Raw genomic sequence first — 16,377 nt, 5'->3', positions numbered from 1 at the left:
CAAGATGCGTAGCAGCATCTTATTTCTTCTTGCCGGCTTTACCTTCTTTGCGGATGATGCGCTCGCCTTCATACTTGATGCCTTTGCCTTTATACGGCTCTGGCTCACGTACGGAACGGATTTGAGCGGCAACAGCGCCTACGCGCTCTTTGTCGATACCGCGAACGGTAATCTTCGTGTTGGCTGGAACATCAAATTCGATGTTCGACTCGGGCGTAATCTCAACCGGGTGAGAGTAACCAACGTTCAGAACGATCTTTTCTCCGGATTTGCTTGCACGATAACCAACGCCAACGAGCTCCAAGTTTCTTGTGAAGCCGTCAGTAACGCCTGTCACCATGTTCGCAATCAGGCTGCGAGTCGTTCCATGCAGGGAACGATGCGTTTTATTGTCGGAAGGACGTTCCACGACGATTTCATTCTCGGATACATTCACAATCATATCCTTGTGAATTTGGCGGGAAAGCGTGCCTTTCGGTCCTTTTACAGTAATGACTGCGTTGTCCAGGTTAATCGATACTCCACCTGGAACCGCAATTGCTTTGCGACCAATACGGGACATTGTTACACCTCCTGTCTCTCTGACTTAATTGTTACCAAACGTAGCAGACAACCTCGCCGCCGGATTTAACCTGACGCGCTTCCTTGTCTGTCATAATGCCTTTGGATGTGGAAATAATCGCGATTCCAAGTCCGCCAAGCACGCGCGGCACCTCTGTGGATTGTGTGTACACACGAAGTCCAGGTTTGGAAATACGCTTCAGACCAGTAATAACGCGCTCTTGGTTAGGGCCGTATTTCAAGAAGATACGGATGATCCCTTGTTTGTTGTCCTCGATATATTCAGCATCGCGGATAAAACCCTCGCGCTTCAAAATTTCAGCGATTTGCTTTTTCATTTTCGATGCAGGCATTTCTACCGTTTCATGACGTACGACATTCGCGTTGCGAATACGCGTCAGCATATCTGCAATCGGATCTGACATAACCATTTATGTGAACCTCCTTCCCGAACTAGGCTGATTACCAGCTTGCTTTTTTAACGCCAGGAATCTGGCCCTTGTATGCTAACTCGCGGAAACAAATCCGACAAATTTTAAACTTTTGCAAAACTGAATGCGGACGGCCGCAACGCTCACAGCGCGTATACGCGCGCACTTTGAATTTCGGTGTGCGTTGTTGCTTCACTTTCATCGAAGTTTTTGCCACTTTGGTATTACACCTCCTGTAGTGGATTACTTCGCAAACGGCATGCCCATTTGGGTAAGCAATTCACGAGATTCTTCGTCCGTTTTTGCCGTCGTGACGATGACGATATCCATACCGCGCACTTTATCAACTTTATCGTATTCGATCTCAGGGAAGATCAATTGCTCTTTGAGGCCCAGCGTGTAGTTGCCGCGACCGTCGAACGCTTTGGTCGATACGCCGCGGAAGTCGCGAACGCGCGGAAGCGAGATGTTGAACAATTTGTCCAGGAAGTGATACATACGCTCGCCGCGCAGCGTCACTTTAACCCCGATCGGCATGTTCTCACGAAGCTTGAAGCCTGCGATGGACTTCTTCGCGCGTGTAACGACCGGCTTTTGTCCGGAGATGGTTTGCAGCTCTTCAACCGCAACATCCAGCACTTTGGAGTTGGAAACCGCTTCGCCAACACCCATGTTAATAACGACTTTCTCAATTTTCGGCACTTGCATAACCGAACTATAGTTGAACTTCTGCATCAATGCAGGAGTAATTTCATTAAGAAAGCGACCTTTCAATCTTGCTGTCATTGATCATAGACCTCCTTTCCTACCCTAACGATTAGTCAATCACTTCTCCGGAACGTTTTGCGAACCGTACTTTCTTGCCGTTATTCAGCACTTTGTATCCGATTCGAGTTACTTTTCCGCTCTTCGGATCAATATGCATAACGTTCGATACATGGATCGGCGCTTCCTGCTCGATGATTCCGCCTTGCGGGTTCACTTGGGAAGGACGCGTGTGCTTCTTCACCATGTTGACTCCCTCAATCAGAACGCGATTCTCACGCGGATACGCTGCGATAACACGGCCCTTCTTACCTTTGTCTTTGCCGGTAATGACGATAACCGTATCATCCTTCTTCACATGCAGCTTATTGTTATGGGATTCCAATACTTTTTTCAGCCTTGGCATTTATTACACCTCCTGCTCGCTTAAGCTATCAGGCTTATATCTGAATGGTTACTTAGATTACTTCCGGTGCAAGCGATACGATTTTCATGAAATCTTTGTCGCGAAGCTCACGAGCCACTGGTCCGAAGATACGCGTGCCGCGAGGGCTTCTATCTTCCTTGACCACAACCGCTGCATTCTCGTCAAATGCGATGTAGGATCCGTCTTTACGGCGAACCGAGCGTTTCGTACGTACGATAACGCATTTCACAACATCACCTTTTTTGACAACGCCGCCTGGTGTTGCTTGTTTAACGGAACATACGATCAGATCACCAATGTGACCTACGCGACGTCCGGTACCGCCAAGCACGCGGATGCACATCAATTCCTTGGCGCCAGAGTTGTCAGCAACTTTCAAACGCGAAAATGGTTGAATCATTTAAACGTCCTCCTTTCAGCAAAAAAATGCTTGGGCCTTACAAACGCTACTTAGAGAACAATAGCAACTTCAACGACTTCAACCAATCTGAAGCGCTTGTCTTTCGATAACGGACGTGTTTCCATGATTTTAACCGTATCGCCGATTTTCGCTTGATTGTTCTCGTCATGCGCTTTGTACTTCTTCGTGTATTTGATGCGTTTATGGTACAAATCATGTTTTTTGTAAGTTTCTACAGCCACCACGATTGTTTTGTCCATTTTGTCGCTTACGACTTTGCCGACTTGAACTTTACGGGCATTGCGTTCGCTCATGTTTTTCCTCCTTCCTTCAGCCGTGATCGTACTTTATCCACAAGGTTTGCTTTAGCTGCTGATACCGAGTTCTCTTTCACGCAAAACGGTTTTGGCGCGAGCTATCTCCTTACGCACGTCACGAATCCGAGTCGGGTTGTCCAGTTGACCTGTAGCCAATTGGAAGCGAAGGTTGAACAGCTCTTCTTTAAAACCAGCAACCTGCTGCTCGATTTCTGCAGAGGTCAGGTTACGAAATTCACTAGCCTTCATTTGCTTCACCACCCACTTCTTCGCGTTTCACGAATTTCGTCTTAACAGGCAGTTTGTGAGCCGCGAGGCGCATAGCTTCACGAGCTACTTCTTCGGATACGCCAGCCAGCTCGAACATGATTTTGCCCGGCTTAACAACGGCTACCCATTTCTCGACATTACCTTTACCGCTACCCATACGAACCTCAAGAGGCTTCTGAGTGATAGGCTTATCCGGGAAAATCTTGATCCATACTTTACCGCCACGCTTGATGTAACGAGTCATCGCGATACGAGCCGCTTCGATCTGACGGTTCGTAATCCATGATGGCTCAAGCGCCTGCAGGCCGTATTCGCCGAAAGCGACTGTCGTGCCGCCTTTTGCGCGACCTTTCATACTACCGCGTTGCTGCTTGCGGTGTTTCACACGTTTTGGCACCAACATGATTAGTTGCCTCCTTCCACTGGAGCTGCTTTCTTCTTGGTCGGAAGAACTTCACCGCGATAGATCCATACTTTAACGCCGATAAGGCCGTATGTTGTCGATGCTTCTGCTGTGCCGTAGTCAATGTCCGCGCGCAGCGTATGAAGCGGAACTGTTCCTTCGCTGTAGCCTTCCGAACGTGCGATTTCCGCTCCGCCGAGACGTCCGCTGACAGCGGTTTTGATCCCTTTGGCACCAGCGCGCATCGAGCGTTGAATCGCTTGTTTCAGTGCGCGGCGGAAAGATACACGACGTTCTAATTGTTGAGCGATGCTTTCCGCTACAAGAATAGCGTCAAGATCGGCTTGCTTGATTTCAGAGATATTGATGTGAACCTTTTTGCCGTTCGTAATTTTACCCAGCTCGTTGCGCAGGTTCTCAACCTCGGAACCGCCTTTGCCGATAACCATACCCGGCTTAGCCGTTTGAATCGTTACGTTAACGCGGTTAGCCGCACGCTCGATCTCGATATGCGATACAGCTGCGTCTTTCAGCTTCGTTTTCAGATATTCACGAATTTTAACGTCTTCCAGAAGAAGATCACCAAAGTCTTTGCCTGCGTACCATTTGGATTCCCAATCACGGATAATCCCGACACGAAGGCCGACCGGATTTACCTTTTGACCCACACGTTATCCCTCCTTATTTTTCAGATACCACCAAAGTAATGTGGCTGGTTCTTTTATTGATACGGCTTGCGCGACCCATTGCACGCGGGCGGAAACGTTTCATTGTTGGACCCTGGTTTGCAAATACTTGAGATACAACCAGCTTGTTAACGTCCAGCTGATAGTTATGCTCGGCATTAGCAATCGCAGAGTTCAGCAGCTTCTCCAGAATCGGGGAAACAGATTTCGGTGTGTGGCGCAAAATAGCGATTGCTTCACCAACTTGTTTGCCGCGAATCAGATCCGCTACCAGCTGTGCTTTGCGAGGAGCAATACGTACGAATTTGACGTGCGCCTTAGCTTCTGGCATGTGAGAACCTCCTCTCGTTCTTTAGGTAATGATAAAGGGCGGATTAACGTCTGCCCGTTTTCTTGTCATCGCTGGCATGGCCTTTGTACGTACGAGTTGGCGCGAATTCGCCAAGCTTGTGTCCTACCATGTCCTCTGTTACATAAACCGGCACGTGCTTGCGACCATCATACACAGCGAATGTGTGACCGATGAATTGCGGGAAAATAGTCGAGCGGCGGGACCAGGTTTTGATTACTACCTTCTTATTGCCTTCGTTCAGATCCTCTACCTTCTTAAGCAAGTAGCCGTCGATAAAAGGACCTTTCTTCAAACTGCGACCCATGTGTGTTCCTCCCTTCACGTAAGCGCTGAAGCGATGTGTATGCCACACCGCATGTGATATTAAGCAACGATATTACTTCGTGCGGCGACGAATAATGTATTGGCTCGATGCTTTCTTCTTCTTGCGTGTCTTGTATCCGAGAGTCGGTTTTCCCCAAGGAGAAAGCGGCGACTTGCGTCCGATTGGAGCGCGGCCTTCACCACCACCGTGCGGGTGATCGTTCGGGTTCATAACAACGCCGCGAACTTCAGGACGTTTGCCCAGCCAACGCGAACGGCCGGCTTTACCGATTTTCACAAGCTCGTGATCCTCGTTGCCTACCGAACCGATTGTAGCGCGGCAAGTGTTCAGAATGCGACGAACTTCGCCGGAGCTCAGACGGATCGAAACATAAGCTTCTTCTTTACCCAGCAATTGGGCTTCTGTTCCGGCTGCGCGCACCAATTGGCCGCCTTTGCCCGGTTTCAGCTCAATGTTGTGGATAATCGTACCTACCGGAATGTTCGCAAGCGGCAAAGCGTTGCCGATTTTGATATCCGATCCAGGACCCGATACGACTTGATCGCCTACTTTAAGTCCTTTCGGAGCAATAATGTAAGCTTTCGCGCCGTCAACGTAGTGAATGAGCGCGATGTTGGATGTACGGTTCGGATCGTATTCGATCGTAGCGACATTGCCGACAACGCCGTCCTTCGTACGCTTGAAGTCGATGATACGATATTTGCGTTTGTGTCCTCCGCCATGATGGCGAACGGTGATTTTACCTTGATTGTTGCGGCCTGCTTTTTTGAAAAGCGGAGCGAGCAACGATTTCTCCGGTGTGCTTGTCGTAATCTCTTCGAAAGTGGAAACGGACATGTTACGACGAGCAGGAGAGGTCGGTTTGTACTTTTTGATTGGCACTTGTATTCCCTCCTTTTCTAAACAGACGTTTCAAAGAACTCAAGCTCTTTGCTGTCATCGCTCAATTGAACGATTGCTTTCTTCCAATCTGGTCTGTATCCGCTATGTTTACCATAACGCTTTGGCTTACCCGCTACACGCATTGTGTTAACGCCGGTTACTTTAACATTGAAAATTTGTTCAACAGCTTGTTTGATTTCGGTTTTGTTCGAACGGATGTCAACTTCGAAGACATAACGCTTCGCAGCCATGTAATCGCTCGTACGTTCCGTAATAACCGGGCGCTTGATAATATCGCGAGGATTTTTCATTACGCAAGCACCTCCTGTACTTTCTCTACCGCTTCTTTTGTAATAATGAGCTTGTCATGCAGAAGCACGTCGCGAACATTGATGCCGTCAGCTGCGACAAACTTCACACCAGGAATGTTGCGAGCAGACAATGCAACATTATCCTCATAATTAGCCGTTACAATCAAAGCTTTGCGATCAGCTTTCAGATTGTTCAGGATGCCTGCGAATTCCTTCGTCTTCGGAGCTGCGAAAGTCAATTGATCCAGAACGATGATGTTCTCGGCGATCACTTTGGAAGACAGCGCAGATCTGATGGCAAGACGACGAACTTTCTTAGGCAATTTGAAGCCGTATGAACGAGGTGTAGGACCAAAAACAGTTCCGCCGCCAACCCATTGCGGGGAGCGAATGCTGCCTTGACGAGCACGGCCGGTTCCTTTTTGCTTCCAAGGCTTGCGACCACCGCCGCGCACTTCGGAGCGTCCTTTCGTTTTGTGCGTTCCCTGACGCTCTGCAGCTTGCTGCAGAACAACAGCGCTGTGCATAACATGTGTATTTGGTTCGATACCGAATACATTATCCGAGAGCTCAAGCTCGCCTACTTGCGAACCGCTCACGTTGAATACTGTTACTTTAGGCATTTCGTGTTCCTCCTTTCTATAAGCGTTTATTTCTTAACGGTTTGTTTTACTTTCACGAATCCGTTTTTAGGTCCAGGGATGGAGCCTTTAACGAGGATAACGTTGCGTTCCGCGTCTACGCGAATCACTTCAAGCTTCTGAATCGTAATTGTCTCATGACCCATGTGGCCTGGAAGGCGTTTGCCCTTCGGCACGCGGTTCGCTTGAATCGAACCCATGGAACCAGGACCGCGGTGATAGCGGGAACCGTGAGACATAGGTCCAGTGCTTTGTCCCCAACGCTTGATAACGCCGGCAAAGCCTTTGCCCTTCGAAATACCCGTTACGTCAACAAATTCGCCTTGCTCGAACAGATCAGCTTTAACCTGTTGGCCAACCTCATAATCTCCCAGGTTGATGCCGCGAATTTCACGAACGTAGCGCTTAGGAGTCGTTCCAGCTTTCTTCGCATGGCCCTTCTCCGGCTGGTTCGATCTCGATTCCTTCTTGTCGGCGAAACCGAATTGAACGGCTTCATATCCGTCGTTCTCCACTTCCTTCTTCTGAAGAACGACACATGGACCAGCTTCGATAACCGTTACCGGAACCACGTTGCCTTCTGGTGTGAAGACTTGAGTCATACCTAACTTTTTCCCTAAGATACCTTTCATGTTGACACCTCATTTCCTCTCTATGATCGCATTTAATTATCTACAGTTTGATTTCGATATCTACACCGGATGGCAGATCCAGGCGCATCAACGCATCAACCGTTTGCGGCGTCGGGTTCACAATATCAATCAAGCGCTTATGCGTGCGCATTTCGAATTGCTCCCTTGAATCCTTGTACTTGTGCACCGCACGGAGAATGGTGATGATTTGCTTTTCCGTTGGCAACGGAATCGGCCCGGACACTCCTGCACCGGAACGTTTTGCAGTTTCCACGATTTTCTCTGCGGATTGATCAAGAATTCTGTGATCGTATGCTTTCAAGCGGATACGAATCTTTTGCTTTGCCATATAAGTCCCTCCTTCTATCGCCCAATTTTTTAATCGGACATACTCCGTGAGAATAACCCTTCACAAGCTCCATGGCAAAGGAGCCGGGTGTGTCGGCAACCTCTCACATCAACGCAACGTCAGACCAACAGTCAATATTATATCGGATCGAGTAGGCGAATGCAACTAAAACTTGATGCAATGATGAATATTTTTTCGATTTTCAAAAAAGGTCATATATAATGAAGAAAACCTCCACTAAAGTGGAGGTTTTCCTATGCTTGAGCGATCAGAGATCGCGCTGCATTACTTGATGATTGTTGCTACTGCGCCAGCGCCAACTGTACGTCCGCCTTCACGAATGGAGAAGCGAGTTCCTTCTTCAACCGCGATTGGAGCGATCAGTTCAACGGTAACAGTAATGTTATCGCCAGGCATAACCATTTCAGTACCTTCAGGCAGGTTGATGATACCTGTTACGTCAGTTGTACGGAAATAGAATTGTGGACGGTAGCCAGTGAAGAAAGGCTTATGACGGCCGCCCTCTTCTTTGGTCAGAACGTAGATTTGAGCAGTGAAGTTTGTATGAGGCTTAACCGAACCCGGTTTAGCCAATACTTGACCGCGCTCGATGTCTTTGCGATCCACACCGCGAAGCAATGCGCCGATGTTGTCGCCGGCTTGAGCGGAGTCCATCAATTTGCGGAACATCTCTACGCCAGTTACAACGGATTTGCGAGTTTCTTCTTGAAGACCGATGATTTCAACTTCATCGCCCACTTTAACCACACCACGGTCTACACGGCCAGTAGCAACTGTACCGCGGCCTGTGATTGTGAATACGTCCTCGACAGGCATAAGGAAAGGCTTAGCTGTGTCGCGCTCAGGAGTCGGGATGTAAGTGTCAACTTGCTCGAACAATTCAACGATTTTTTCAGCCCAAGGTCCGTCAGTGTTCATCAGAGCTTCACGAGCGGAACCGCGGATGATTGGCGTGTCGTCGCCTGGGAACTCATACTCGGAAAGAAGATCACGAACTTCCATTTCAACAAGCTCAAGAAGCTCTTCGTCTTCAACCATGTCGCATTTGTTCAGGAATACGACGATGTAAGGAACGCCAACCTGACGGGAAAGCAGGATATGCTCGCGAGTTTGCGGCATAGGACCGTCAGAAGCGGATACTACCAGAATCGCTCCGTCCATTTGAGCCGCGCCAGTGATCATGTTTTTAACATAGTCGGCATGGCCTGGGCAGTCAACGTGAGCATAGTGACGGTTAGGCGTCTCATACTCAACGTGAGCTGTGGAGATTGTGATACCGCGCTCGCGCTCTTCCGGCGCTTTATCGATTTGGTCGAATGCTACTGCAGCACCGCCGTATTTTTTGGAAAGCACAGTTGTGATTGCAGCTGTAAGAGTTGTTTTACCATGGTCGACGTGACCGATTGTACCGATGTTAACATGCGGTTTTGTACGTTCAAATTTCGCTTTAGCCATTGAACTGAATCCTCCTCAATTATCCTTTGATTTAATTTATGAGTGGGCCGTCACCGTGTTAGAGTAATACGAATGGCGGCCAATTGCAAATCGTTATGCGATCCACCTGCGTGTTTCGCTTCTGAAACTACTCGCCCTTGCTCTTGGCAATGATTTCGTCGGCGATTGATTTCGGTACTTCTTCATAGTGCGAGAGCTCCATGGAGAATACGCCGCGGCCTTGCGTGCCGGAACGAAGCGTTGTGGAATAACCAAACATCTCCGAGAGAGGCACCTTGGCACGAATAATTTGAGCTCCGGAACGCGTATCCATACCTTCGATACGTCCGCGACGGGAGTTCAGCATACCCATAACGTCACCCATGTATTCCTCTGGAACCGTTACTTCAACCTTCATGATCGGCTCAAGCAAGACAGGCTTACACTTGTCTTTCGCTGCTTTAAGCGCGAGTGAACCCGCAATCTTAAACGCCATCTCCGAGGAGTCAACGTCATGGTACGAACCATCGACTACAGTCGCTTTGATATCAACCATCGGGAAGCCGGCGATAACGCCGTTCTTCATCGACTCTTCGATACCAGCCTGGATTGGAGCAATGTATTCACGCGGAATCGCACCGCCGACAATTTTGCTTTCGAAGACAAAGCCTTCTCCAGCCTCGAGCGGTTCGAACTCGACCCAACAATGACCGAATTGACCTTTACCGCCGGACTGACGAACGAATTTACCTTCAACCTTAGCGCCTTGACGGAACGTTTCGCGATAAGCAACCTGAGGTTTACCTACATTCGTCTCCACTTTGAATTCGCGACGCATACGGTCAACGAGGATTTCAAGGTGAAGCTCACCCATACCTGCGATGATCGTTTGATTCGTTTCTTCATCCGTGTGAGCGCGGAATGTCGGATCTTCCTCGGCAAGCTTGGAAATCGCGATACCGAGCTTATCTTGGTCAGCTTTCGTCTTAGGCTCGATAGCTACCTCGATAACCGGATCAGGAAAGTTCATCGATTCAAGGATAACAACATCCTTCTCGTCGCAAAGCGTATCGCCTGTGATGGTGTCTTTCAGACCAACAGCAGCAGCGATGTCGCCCGCATAAACTTCAGAGATTTCCTGACGGCTGTTCGCATGCATCTGCAGAATACGTCCAATCCGTTCACGCTTGTTCTTCGTTGAGTTCAGAACATAGGAACCGGATTTCAGAATTCCGGAATACACACGGAAGAATGTCAACTTACCAACATAAGGGTCTGTCATAATTTTGAACGCAAGCGCCGAGAACGGCTCTTCATCCGAAGAATGACGAACCGCTTCTTCGCCGTCCTCAAGCGTACCTTTGATAGCCGGTACGTCAAGCGGTGAAGGCAGGTAAGCCACAACTGCGTCAAGCATCATTTGAACGCCTTTGTTACGGTAGGAAGAACCTGCGATAACCGGGAAGATCTTCACTTCGCAAACGCCTTTGCGAAGCGCTGCTTTCAATTCCGGAATTGTGATTTCTTCACCTTCCAGATATTTCATCATCAGATCTTCATCCAGCTCGGCGACCTTCTCTACAAGCTCCATGCGAAGCTCTTCAACCTGGTCGGCGTACTCAGCAGGAATTTCAACTTGCTCGGGATCTCTTCCGAGATCATCTTTGTACTTGTACGCAACGCGATCAATCAGATCGATTACGCCAAGGAAATCATTCTCAGCGCCGATAGGCAGCTGGATCGCAACAGCATTGGCTTGCAGACGCTCGCGCATGTCTTTGACAACATTCAGGAAGTCCGCGCCGATGATGTCCATCTTGTTGATATAAGCGATCCGAGGAACGCCGTAACGGTCAGCTTGACGCCATACAGTCTCGGACTGCGGCTCAACGCCTTCCTTCGCACTGAAAACTCCAACGGCCCCGTCCAATACGCGCAGGGAACGCTCAACTTCAACCGTGAAGTCAACGTGTCCCGGGGTGTCGATAATATTGATGCGGTGTCCATCCCATTGAGCGGTTGTCGCGGCAGACGTAATCGTAATGCCGCGCTCTTGTTCCTGTTCCATCCAGTCCATCGTCGCGGCGCCTTCGTGCACCTCGCCGATTTTGTGAGTACGGCCCGTGTAGAACAAGATCCGTTCAGTTGTCGTGGTTTTACCAGCGTCAATATGCGCCATAATCCCGATGTTACGCGTATTTTTCAAGGAGAACTCTCTTGCCATGAATATGTCTCCTCTCGTGTGTGGCTATCCTACCAGCGGTAGTGAGCAAACGCTTTGTTTGCTTCAGCCATTTTGTGCGTGTCTTCACGCTTCTTAACGGATGCGCCAGTGTTGTTGGACGCATCAAGAATTTCAGCTGCAAGACGCTCTTCCATCGTCTTCTCACCGCGGTTGCGTGAGTAGTTCACGAGCCAACGGAGACCAAGAGCCGTACGGCGCTCCGGTTTAACCTCGATTGGCACTTGATAGTTAGCGCCGCCGACACGGCGAGCTTTGACCTCAAGAACCGGCATGATATTCTTCAATGCTGCTTCAAAAACTTCCATCGGTTCTTTTCCCGAACGCTCTTGAATCAGTTTGAATGCATCATATAACAGAGTTTGCGCAACGCCTCTCTTACCGTCGATCATAATGCGGTTGATCAGACGCGTAACCAGTTTGCTATTGTAAACCGGATCCGGAAGCACATCGCGTTTCGTTACAGGACCTTTGCGTGGCATGAGAAAGTCCCCCTTTCTTCTAATAGTCGCTTATTCTAGCATGTCATAATGACATCCTGTTATACCTTAAGATTTCTTAGCTTTCGGACGCTTCGTGCCGTATTTGGAACGAGATTGATTCCGATTGTTAACGCCTGCAGTATCAAGAGCTCCGCGTACGATATGATAACGAACACCCGGCAGATCTTTAACACGGCCGCCGCGAATCAATACAACGCTATGCTCTTGCAGGTTATGTCCGATACCCGGAATGTACGCTGTAACCTCAACACGGTTAGTCAGACGCACACGCGCGTATTTGCGAAGCGCGGAGTTCGGCTTCTTCGGAGTCATTGTACCTACACGAGTGCACACACCGCGTTTTTGAGGCGCGCTGATATCAGTAGCTTCGCGTTTCAGTGCGTTAAAACCCTTCTGCAACGCTGGCGATTTCGATTTTACGACCTTCGCTTGACGTCCTTTGCGAACGAGCTGGTTAATTGTTGGCATGTTGCCACCCCCTTCCCCTATTCATGTCTTTATGTTGGTAGACATATCACCCGATTTTAAGCCCACAGATCCAGGCGGTTCATAAATGGACAACAGCAGTCCAATCGCCCGGTCGTCAGGCACACTTCGATATATTATCACCTGGAGCATATGCATGTCAAGCAAGAATGAAATGAATTTCGCCGCCTTCACCAAAATACAATAAATGCTCCGGAATCCTGGCGGATCCGAAGCATTTATACTTAATACTTTATTCCTATATGCTCTAAGCGTTGTAGATCCGATTGAACAGCTTATTCAACAACGACAGCTTCTGTTGCCATTAGCTCTTCGCTGCCTTCAACCTCTTCTTCTTCAATGCCTTCGAAGCGAATGTTGCGGTAACGCTGCATGCCCGTACCTGCAGGAATCAGCTTGCCGATGATAACATTCTCCTTCAGACCAAGAAGCTGGTCGACCTTGCCTTTGATTGCCGCGTCGGTAAGCACGCGAGTCGTCTCCTGGAAGGAAGCGGCGGACAAGAAGGAGTCCGTCTCCAGTGAAGCCTTCGTAATACCGAGCAAGACCGGCTTGGCTACAGCAGGCTCTTTGTCCGCGAAGATCGCTTCGCGGTTTGCCGCTTCATATTCGTGAATATCAACGAAAGCGCCTGGCAGAAGCGTTGTATCGCCAGCGTCGACGATGCGGATCTTCCGCAGCATCTGCTTGATCATGACCTCTACGTGCTTATCGTTGATCTCAACGCCTTGGTTACGATAAACGCGCTGCACTTCTTGCAGGATATAGTTCTGAACGCCGCGGATGCCTTTAATGCGAAGCATATCCTTCGGATCGATCGAACCATCCGTCAGCTCGTCGCCAGCTTCAATCTGCTGGCCTTCCACAACGCGGATACGAGAACCGTAAGTGACTGCATATGTCTTGGATTCCGCTTCGCCTTGAACCTCGATTTCACGACGGTCCTTCGCTTCGCGAATTTCCTTAACGACGCCGTCAAGCTCGGTAATAATCGCTTGACCTTTCGGATTCCGCGCCTCGAACAGCTCCTGAATACGCGGCAAACCTTGCGTAATATCGTCGCCGGCAACGCCGCCGGTATGGAACGTACGCATCGTGAGCTGCGTTCCCGGCTCACCGATCGATTGCGCCGCGATAATACCTACCGCTTCGCCGATCTCAACAAACTTGCCTGTCGCCAGGTTGCGTCCGTAACAAATCTTGCAGACGCCGTGACGTGCGCGGCAGCTAAGCACGGAACGAATCTGCAGACGTTCTACGCCGGCATCGATAATCGCATCCGCCTTGTGCGAGTCTATCAGCTCGCTGCGGTTCACGATAATCTCGCCCGTCTTCGGATGACGGATCGTCTCGAATGCGTAGCGTCCTTCGATACGATCATAGAGATCCTCGATAACCTCTTTGCCGTCTTGAATCTTGCTGACGGTAAAGCCTTTGTCCGTGCCGCAATCATCCTCGCGCACGATCACATCTTGCGCAACGTCGACAAGTCGACGCGTGAGGTATCCGGAGTCAGCCGTACGAAGCGCTGTATCGGCAAGACCTTTACGCGCGCCATGCGTCGAGATGAAGTACTCGAGGACGGTAAGACCTTCACGGAAGTTCGATTTGATCGGCAACTCGATAATACGTCCGGACGGATTCGCCATCAGTCCGCGCATACCGCCGAGCTGAGTGATCTGCGATTTGTTACCGCGGGCCTTGGAATCCACCATAAGCATGATGTTGTTGTAGCGATCCATCGATTTCATGAGCACATCCGTAATCTCGTCTTTACATTTGCTCCAGATGCCGATGATACGGTCATAACGCTCGTCGTTCGTAATCAGACCCCGACGATACTGCGTCATAACGGTAGCGACCTTCTCATCGGACTTTTTCATGATCTCGTATTTTTCCTTCGGAATAATAACGTCGGCTACGCCGATCGTAATACCCGCTTTGGTCGAATACGTGAATCCAAGCTGCTTGATGCGGTCAAGAATAACCGCAGTTAACGTCGTATGGTATTGACGGAAGCATTCCGCAATAATAAGCGCCAGATAATCCTTGCCCACAGCGCCGGGAATCGACGCTTCTTCTGTGAACTTCTGAAGATCGGAGCCCTTCTCATACACAAAATATTTGTCCGGCGTGCCTTGAAGCAAATTCGTCTTCGTTGCTTCGTTAATGTAAGGGAAATCTTCCGGGAAGATTTCGTTGAAGATAACTTTACCGATTGTCGTTGTAAGCAGCGAACGCTGCTGCTGCTCCGTAAAGTTCTTCTTCTTCAATACCTTAACCGGAATAAAGATCCGGGCATGCAAGGAAACGATGCCGCGTTGGTAAGCGGAAATGGCCTCATTCACCGATCCGAATACGGAGCCCGATCCTTTCGCTTGATTATTATCCATTGTCAAGTAGAAGCTTCCGAGAACCATATCCTGCGAAGGCGTTACGACCGGTTTGCCGTCCTTCGGATTCAGGATATTGCCGGATGCAAGCATAAGCAGACGCGCTTCCGCTTGCGCTTCGGCGGATAATGGAACGTGAACCGCCATTTGGTCGCCGTCGAAGTCGGCGTTGTAAGCCGTACAGACGAGCGGATGCAATTTGATCGCGCGGCCTTCCACCAGAATCGGTTCGAAGGCTTGAATGCCCAATCTGTGAAGCGTCGGTGCGCGGTTAAGCAGAACCGGATGCTCCTTGATGACTTCCTCGAGCACATCCCAAACTTCAGGACTTACGCGCTCAACCTTGCGCTTTGCGCTCTTGATATTATGCGCGAGGCCTTTATTCACAAGCTCCTTCATCACGAAAGGCTTGAACAATTCCAGCGCCATTTCCTTCGGAAGACCGCATTGGTACATCTTCAGGTTAGGACCTACGACGATAACGGAACGACCGGAATAGTCAACCCGTTTGCCCAGTAGATTCTGACGGAAACGCCCTTGCTTACCCTTCAGCATATGGCTAAGCGATTTGAGCGGACGATTGCCCGGCCCTGTTACCGGACGACCGCGACGTCCATTATCGATCAAGGCGTCAACAGCCTCCTGCAGCATGCGCTTCTCATTCTGCACGATAATATCAGGCGCGCCCAGATCCAGCAGACGCTTCAGTCGATTGTTGCGGTTAATGACGCGACGATACAGATCATTCAGATCGGAGGTCGCGAATCGTCCGCCATCGAGCTGAACCATCGGACGAAGCTCTGGCGGGATGACAGGCAATACATCCAGAATCATCCACTCCGGCTCGTTGCCGGAATTACGGAACGCTTCTACAACTTCCAGACGCTTGATCGCTCGGTTGCGGCGTTGGCCTTGCGCCGTGCGGAGCTCTTCCTTCAATTGCTCGAGCTCTTTCTCCACGTCGATATCTTGCAGAAGCTTCTTCACCGCTTCCGCGCCCATGCCGGCATGGAAGCCATAGCCGTATTTCTCACGGTAGCTGCGGTATTCCTTCTCAGACAACAGCTGTTTTTTCTCCAGCGGCGTATCTCCAGGGTCGGTTACGACATAAGATGCAAAGTAGATAATTTCCTCGAGTGAGCGAGGAGACATATCCAGCGCAAGACCCATGCGGCTCGGGATGCCTTTGAAATACCAAATATGCGATACGGGAGCTGCCAGCTCAATGTGACCCATACGCTCACGGCGCACCTTGGCCCGAGTAACCTCGACGCCACAGCGATCACAGACGACGCCTTTATAGCGCACGCGCTTATACTTGCCGCAATGGCATTCCCAGTCCTTGGTAGGTCCAAAAATCTTTTCGCAGAAGAGACCTTCCTTCTCCGGTTTTAACGTCCTATAGTTGATGGTTTCCGGCTTCTTGACTTCTCCGCGGGACCACGAGCGAATTTTATCCGGCGAAGCCAGACCAATTTTCATATACTCGAAGTTGTTCACGTCCAACAAGGAGCAACCCTCCTTCGTCATGTATGACTGTGTCTTT

General features: G+C 49.8%; 22 protein-coding genes. All 22 read right to left on the bottom strand.

All coding sequences use genetic code 11. From position 1 onward, the window contains the following. Positions 1 to 19: 19 nt before the first annotated feature. The 22 genes from rplF to rpoC all read right to left on the bottom strand — a co-directional run bounded on the left by rplF (position 20) and on the right by rpoC (position 16,340). Positions 20 to 562 carry a 50S ribosomal protein L6 gene (rplF, locus tag HFP08_RS26130; RefSeq protein WP_168123580.1) on the bottom strand — a complete coding sequence of 181 codons (543 nt, stop codon included), beginning with the start codon at positions 560 to 562 and terminating at the stop codon, positions 20 to 22. A 31-nt stretch (positions 563 to 593) separates the two neighbouring features. Continuing rightward, the gene (rpsH, locus tag HFP08_RS26125; protein ID WP_168123579.1) at positions 594 to 992 is read right to left on the bottom strand and encodes a 30S ribosomal protein S8; all 399 of its coding nucleotides are present in this window, start codon (positions 990 to 992) and stop codon (positions 594 to 596) included. A gap of 31 nt (positions 993 to 1,023) precedes the next feature. Further along, the gene (locus HFP08_RS26120; protein WP_013312154.1) at positions 1,024 to 1,209 is read right to left on the bottom strand and encodes a type Z 30S ribosomal protein S14; all 186 of its coding nucleotides are present in this window, start codon (positions 1,207 to 1,209) and stop codon (positions 1,024 to 1,026) included. 26 nt (positions 1,210 to 1,235) lie between these two features. After that, the gene (gene rplE, locus HFP08_RS26115) at positions 1,236 to 1,778 is read right to left on the bottom strand and encodes a 50S ribosomal protein L5 (RefSeq protein WP_168123578.1); all 543 of its coding nucleotides are present in this window, start codon (positions 1,776 to 1,778) and stop codon (positions 1,236 to 1,238) included. 31 nt (positions 1,779 to 1,809) lie between these two features. Beyond that, on the bottom strand, positions 1,810 to 2,163 hold the full coding sequence (gene rplX / locus HFP08_RS26110) for a 50S ribosomal protein L24 (RefSeq protein WP_240941890.1): 354 nt from the start codon (positions 2,161 to 2,163) through the stop codon (positions 1,810 to 1,812). A 52-nt stretch (positions 2,164 to 2,215) separates the two neighbouring features. Next, positions 2,216 to 2,584, bottom strand: a complete 369-nt coding sequence (rplN, locus tag HFP08_RS26105) for a 50S ribosomal protein L14 (RefSeq protein ID WP_168123577.1) — start codon at positions 2,582 to 2,584, stop codon at positions 2,216 to 2,218. 50 nt (positions 2,585 to 2,634) lie between these two features. Continuing rightward, positions 2,635 to 2,898, bottom strand: a complete 264-nt coding sequence (gene rpsQ, locus HFP08_RS26100) for a 30S ribosomal protein S17 (protein ID WP_168123576.1) — start codon at positions 2,896 to 2,898, stop codon at positions 2,635 to 2,637. Between the two features lie 51 nt (positions 2,899 to 2,949). Then, the gene (rpmC, locus tag HFP08_RS26095) at positions 2,950 to 3,150 is read right to left on the bottom strand and encodes a 50S ribosomal protein L29 (RefSeq protein WP_168123575.1); all 201 of its coding nucleotides are present in this window, start codon (positions 3,148 to 3,150) and stop codon (positions 2,950 to 2,952) included. Next, complete coding sequence (rplP, locus tag HFP08_RS26090) at positions 3,140 to 3,574, bottom strand: 50S ribosomal protein L16 (protein ID WP_168123574.1); 435 nt, start codon at positions 3,572 to 3,574, stop codon at positions 3,140 to 3,142. The genes rpmC and rplP overlap by 11 nt, the downstream gene beginning before the upstream one ends. Before the next feature lie 2 nt (positions 3,575 to 3,576). Then, positions 3,577 to 4,242, bottom strand: a complete 666-nt coding sequence (gene rpsC / locus HFP08_RS26085) for a 30S ribosomal protein S3 (RefSeq protein ID WP_168123573.1) — start codon at positions 4,240 to 4,242, stop codon at positions 3,577 to 3,579. 13 nt (positions 4,243 to 4,255) lie between these two features. Next, positions 4,256 to 4,591: a 50S ribosomal protein L22 gene (gene rplV, locus HFP08_RS26080; protein ID WP_168123572.1), complete on the bottom strand. Its 336-nt coding sequence runs from the start codon at positions 4,589 to 4,591 to the stop codon at positions 4,256 to 4,258. 43 nt (positions 4,592 to 4,634) lie between these two features. Next, positions 4,635 to 4,916 (bottom strand): 30S ribosomal protein S19, encoded by a 282-nt coding sequence (rpsS, locus tag HFP08_RS26075; protein WP_168123571.1) that lies wholly within the window; start codon positions 4,914 to 4,916, stop codon positions 4,635 to 4,637. Positions 4,917 to 4,988: 72 nt separating this feature from the next. After that, positions 4,989 to 5,819, bottom strand: coding sequence for a 50S ribosomal protein L2 (gene rplB / locus HFP08_RS26070; protein WP_168123570.1), 831 nt, complete (start codon positions 5,817 to 5,819; stop codon positions 4,989 to 4,991). Positions 5,820 to 5,836: 17 nt separating this feature from the next. Further along, the gene (gene rplW, locus HFP08_RS26065) at positions 5,837 to 6,130 is read right to left on the bottom strand and encodes a 50S ribosomal protein L23 (RefSeq protein WP_168123569.1); all 294 of its coding nucleotides are present in this window, start codon (positions 6,128 to 6,130) and stop codon (positions 5,837 to 5,839) included. Next, on the bottom strand, positions 6,130 to 6,753 hold the full coding sequence (rplD, locus tag HFP08_RS26060; RefSeq protein ID WP_168123568.1) for a 50S ribosomal protein L4: 624 nt from the start codon (positions 6,751 to 6,753) through the stop codon (positions 6,130 to 6,132). Before rplD ends, rplW begins: the two co-directional genes overlap by 1 nt. A gap of 26 nt (positions 6,754 to 6,779) precedes the next feature. Then, positions 6,780 to 7,403, bottom strand: a complete 624-nt coding sequence (gene rplC / locus HFP08_RS26055; protein ID WP_168123567.1) for a 50S ribosomal protein L3 — start codon at positions 7,401 to 7,403, stop codon at positions 6,780 to 6,782. Positions 7,404 to 7,443: 40 nt separating this feature from the next. Next, positions 7,444 to 7,752 carry a 30S ribosomal protein S10 gene (gene rpsJ, locus HFP08_RS26050; RefSeq protein ID WP_005544556.1) on the bottom strand — a complete coding sequence of 103 codons (309 nt, stop codon included), beginning with the start codon at positions 7,750 to 7,752 and terminating at the stop codon, positions 7,444 to 7,446. 285 nt (positions 7,753 to 8,037) lie between these two features. Continuing rightward, entirely contained in the window at positions 8,038 to 9,228 is a 1,191-nt protein-coding gene (tuf, locus tag HFP08_RS26045; RefSeq protein ID WP_168123566.1) for an elongation factor Tu, read from the bottom strand. A gap of 127 nt (positions 9,229 to 9,355) precedes the next feature. After that, complete coding sequence (gene fusA / locus HFP08_RS26040) at positions 9,356 to 11,431, bottom strand: elongation factor G (protein ID WP_168123565.1); 2,076 nt, start codon at positions 11,429 to 11,431, stop codon at positions 9,356 to 9,358. A gap of 29 nt (positions 11,432 to 11,460) precedes the next feature. Then, the gene (gene rpsG, locus HFP08_RS26035; RefSeq protein WP_168123564.1) at positions 11,461 to 11,931 is read right to left on the bottom strand and encodes a 30S ribosomal protein S7; all 471 of its coding nucleotides are present in this window, start codon (positions 11,929 to 11,931) and stop codon (positions 11,461 to 11,463) included. A gap of 66 nt (positions 11,932 to 11,997) precedes the next feature. Then, positions 11,998 to 12,420: a 30S ribosomal protein S12 gene (rpsL, locus tag HFP08_RS26030; protein ID WP_168123563.1), complete on the bottom strand. Its 423-nt coding sequence runs from the start codon at positions 12,418 to 12,420 to the stop codon at positions 11,998 to 12,000. A 293-nt stretch (positions 12,421 to 12,713) separates the two neighbouring features. Continuing rightward, positions 12,714 to 16,340, bottom strand: coding sequence for a DNA-directed RNA polymerase subunit beta' (gene rpoC / locus HFP08_RS26025; RefSeq protein WP_168123562.1), 3,627 nt, complete (start codon positions 16,338 to 16,340; stop codon positions 12,714 to 12,716). Positions 16,341 to 16,377: the final 37 nt, after the last annotated feature.

Source organism: Paenibacillus sp. HB172176 (genome assembly GCF_011947265.1).
Lineage (GTDB): Bacteria > Bacillota > Bacilli > Paenibacillales > Paenibacillaceae > Pristimantibacillus.
Note: the sequence above shows the minus strand (reverse complement) of the source record. Positions and strands in the feature narration are given on the sequence as shown.

What these genes read in the sequence shown, in the direction of transcription:
- rpsG (WP_168123564.1), bottom strand. Translation starts at nt 11,931, where the DNA reads ATGCCACGCAAAGGTCCTGTAACGAAACGCGATGTGCTTCCGGATCCG.
- rplX (WP_240941890.1), bottom strand. Translation starts at nt 2,163, where the DNA reads ATGCCAAGGCTGAAAAAAGTATTGGAATCCCATAACAATAAGCTGCAT.
- rplN (WP_168123577.1), bottom strand. Translation starts at nt 2,584, where the DNA reads ATGATTCAACCATTTTCGCGTTTGAAAGTTGCTGACAACTCTGGCGCC.
- rplP (WP_168123574.1), bottom strand. Translation starts at nt 3,574, where the DNA reads ATGTTGGTGCCAAAACGTGTGAAACACCGCAAGCAGCAACGCGGTAGT.
- tuf (WP_168123566.1), bottom strand. Translation starts at nt 9,228, where the DNA reads ATGGCTAAAGCGAAATTTGAACGTACAAAACCGCATGTTAACATCGGT.
- rplW (WP_168123569.1), bottom strand. Translation starts at nt 6,130, where the DNA reads ATGAAAAATCCTCGCGATATTATCAAGCGCCCGGTTATTACGGAACGT.
- rplE (WP_168123578.1), bottom strand. Translation starts at nt 1,778, where the DNA reads ATGACAGCAAGATTGAAAGGTCGCTTTCTTAATGAAATTACTCCTGCA.
- rplD (WP_168123568.1), bottom strand. Translation starts at nt 6,753, where the DNA reads ATGCCTAAAGTAACAGTATTCAACGTGAGCGGTTCGCAAGTAGGCGAG.
- rpsQ (WP_168123576.1), bottom strand. Translation starts at nt 2,898, where the DNA reads ATGAGCGAACGCAATGCCCGTAAAGTTCAAGTCGGCAAAGTCGTAAGC.
- rpsS (WP_168123571.1), bottom strand. Translation starts at nt 4,916, where the DNA reads ATGGGTCGCAGTTTGAAGAAAGGTCCTTTTATCGACGGCTACTTGCTT.
- rpsJ (WP_005544556.1), bottom strand. Translation starts at nt 7,752, where the DNA reads ATGGCAAAGCAAAAGATTCGTATCCGCTTGAAAGCATACGATCACAGA.
- rplF (WP_168123580.1), bottom strand. Translation starts at nt 562, where the DNA reads ATGTCCCGTATTGGTCGCAAAGCAATTGCGGTTCCAGGTGGAGTATCG.
- rpsL (WP_168123563.1), bottom strand. Translation starts at nt 12,420, where the DNA reads ATGCCAACAATTAACCAGCTCGTTCGCAAAGGACGTCAAGCGAAGGTC.
- rplV (WP_168123572.1), bottom strand. Translation starts at nt 4,591, where the DNA reads ATGCCAGAAGCTAAGGCGCACGTCAAATTCGTACGTATTGCTCCTCGC.
- rpmC (WP_168123575.1), bottom strand. Translation starts at nt 3,150, where the DNA reads ATGAAGGCTAGTGAATTTCGTAACCTGACCTCTGCAGAAATCGAGCAG.
- rpsH (WP_168123579.1), bottom strand. Translation starts at nt 992, where the DNA reads ATGGTTATGTCAGATCCGATTGCAGATATGCTGACGCGTATTCGCAAC.
- fusA (WP_168123565.1), bottom strand. Translation starts at nt 11,431, where the DNA reads ATGGCAAGAGAGTTCTCCTTGAAAAATACGCGTAACATCGGGATTATG.
- rplC (WP_168123567.1), bottom strand. Translation starts at nt 7,403, where the DNA reads ATGAAAGGTATCTTAGGGAAAAAGTTAGGTATGACTCAAGTCTTCACA.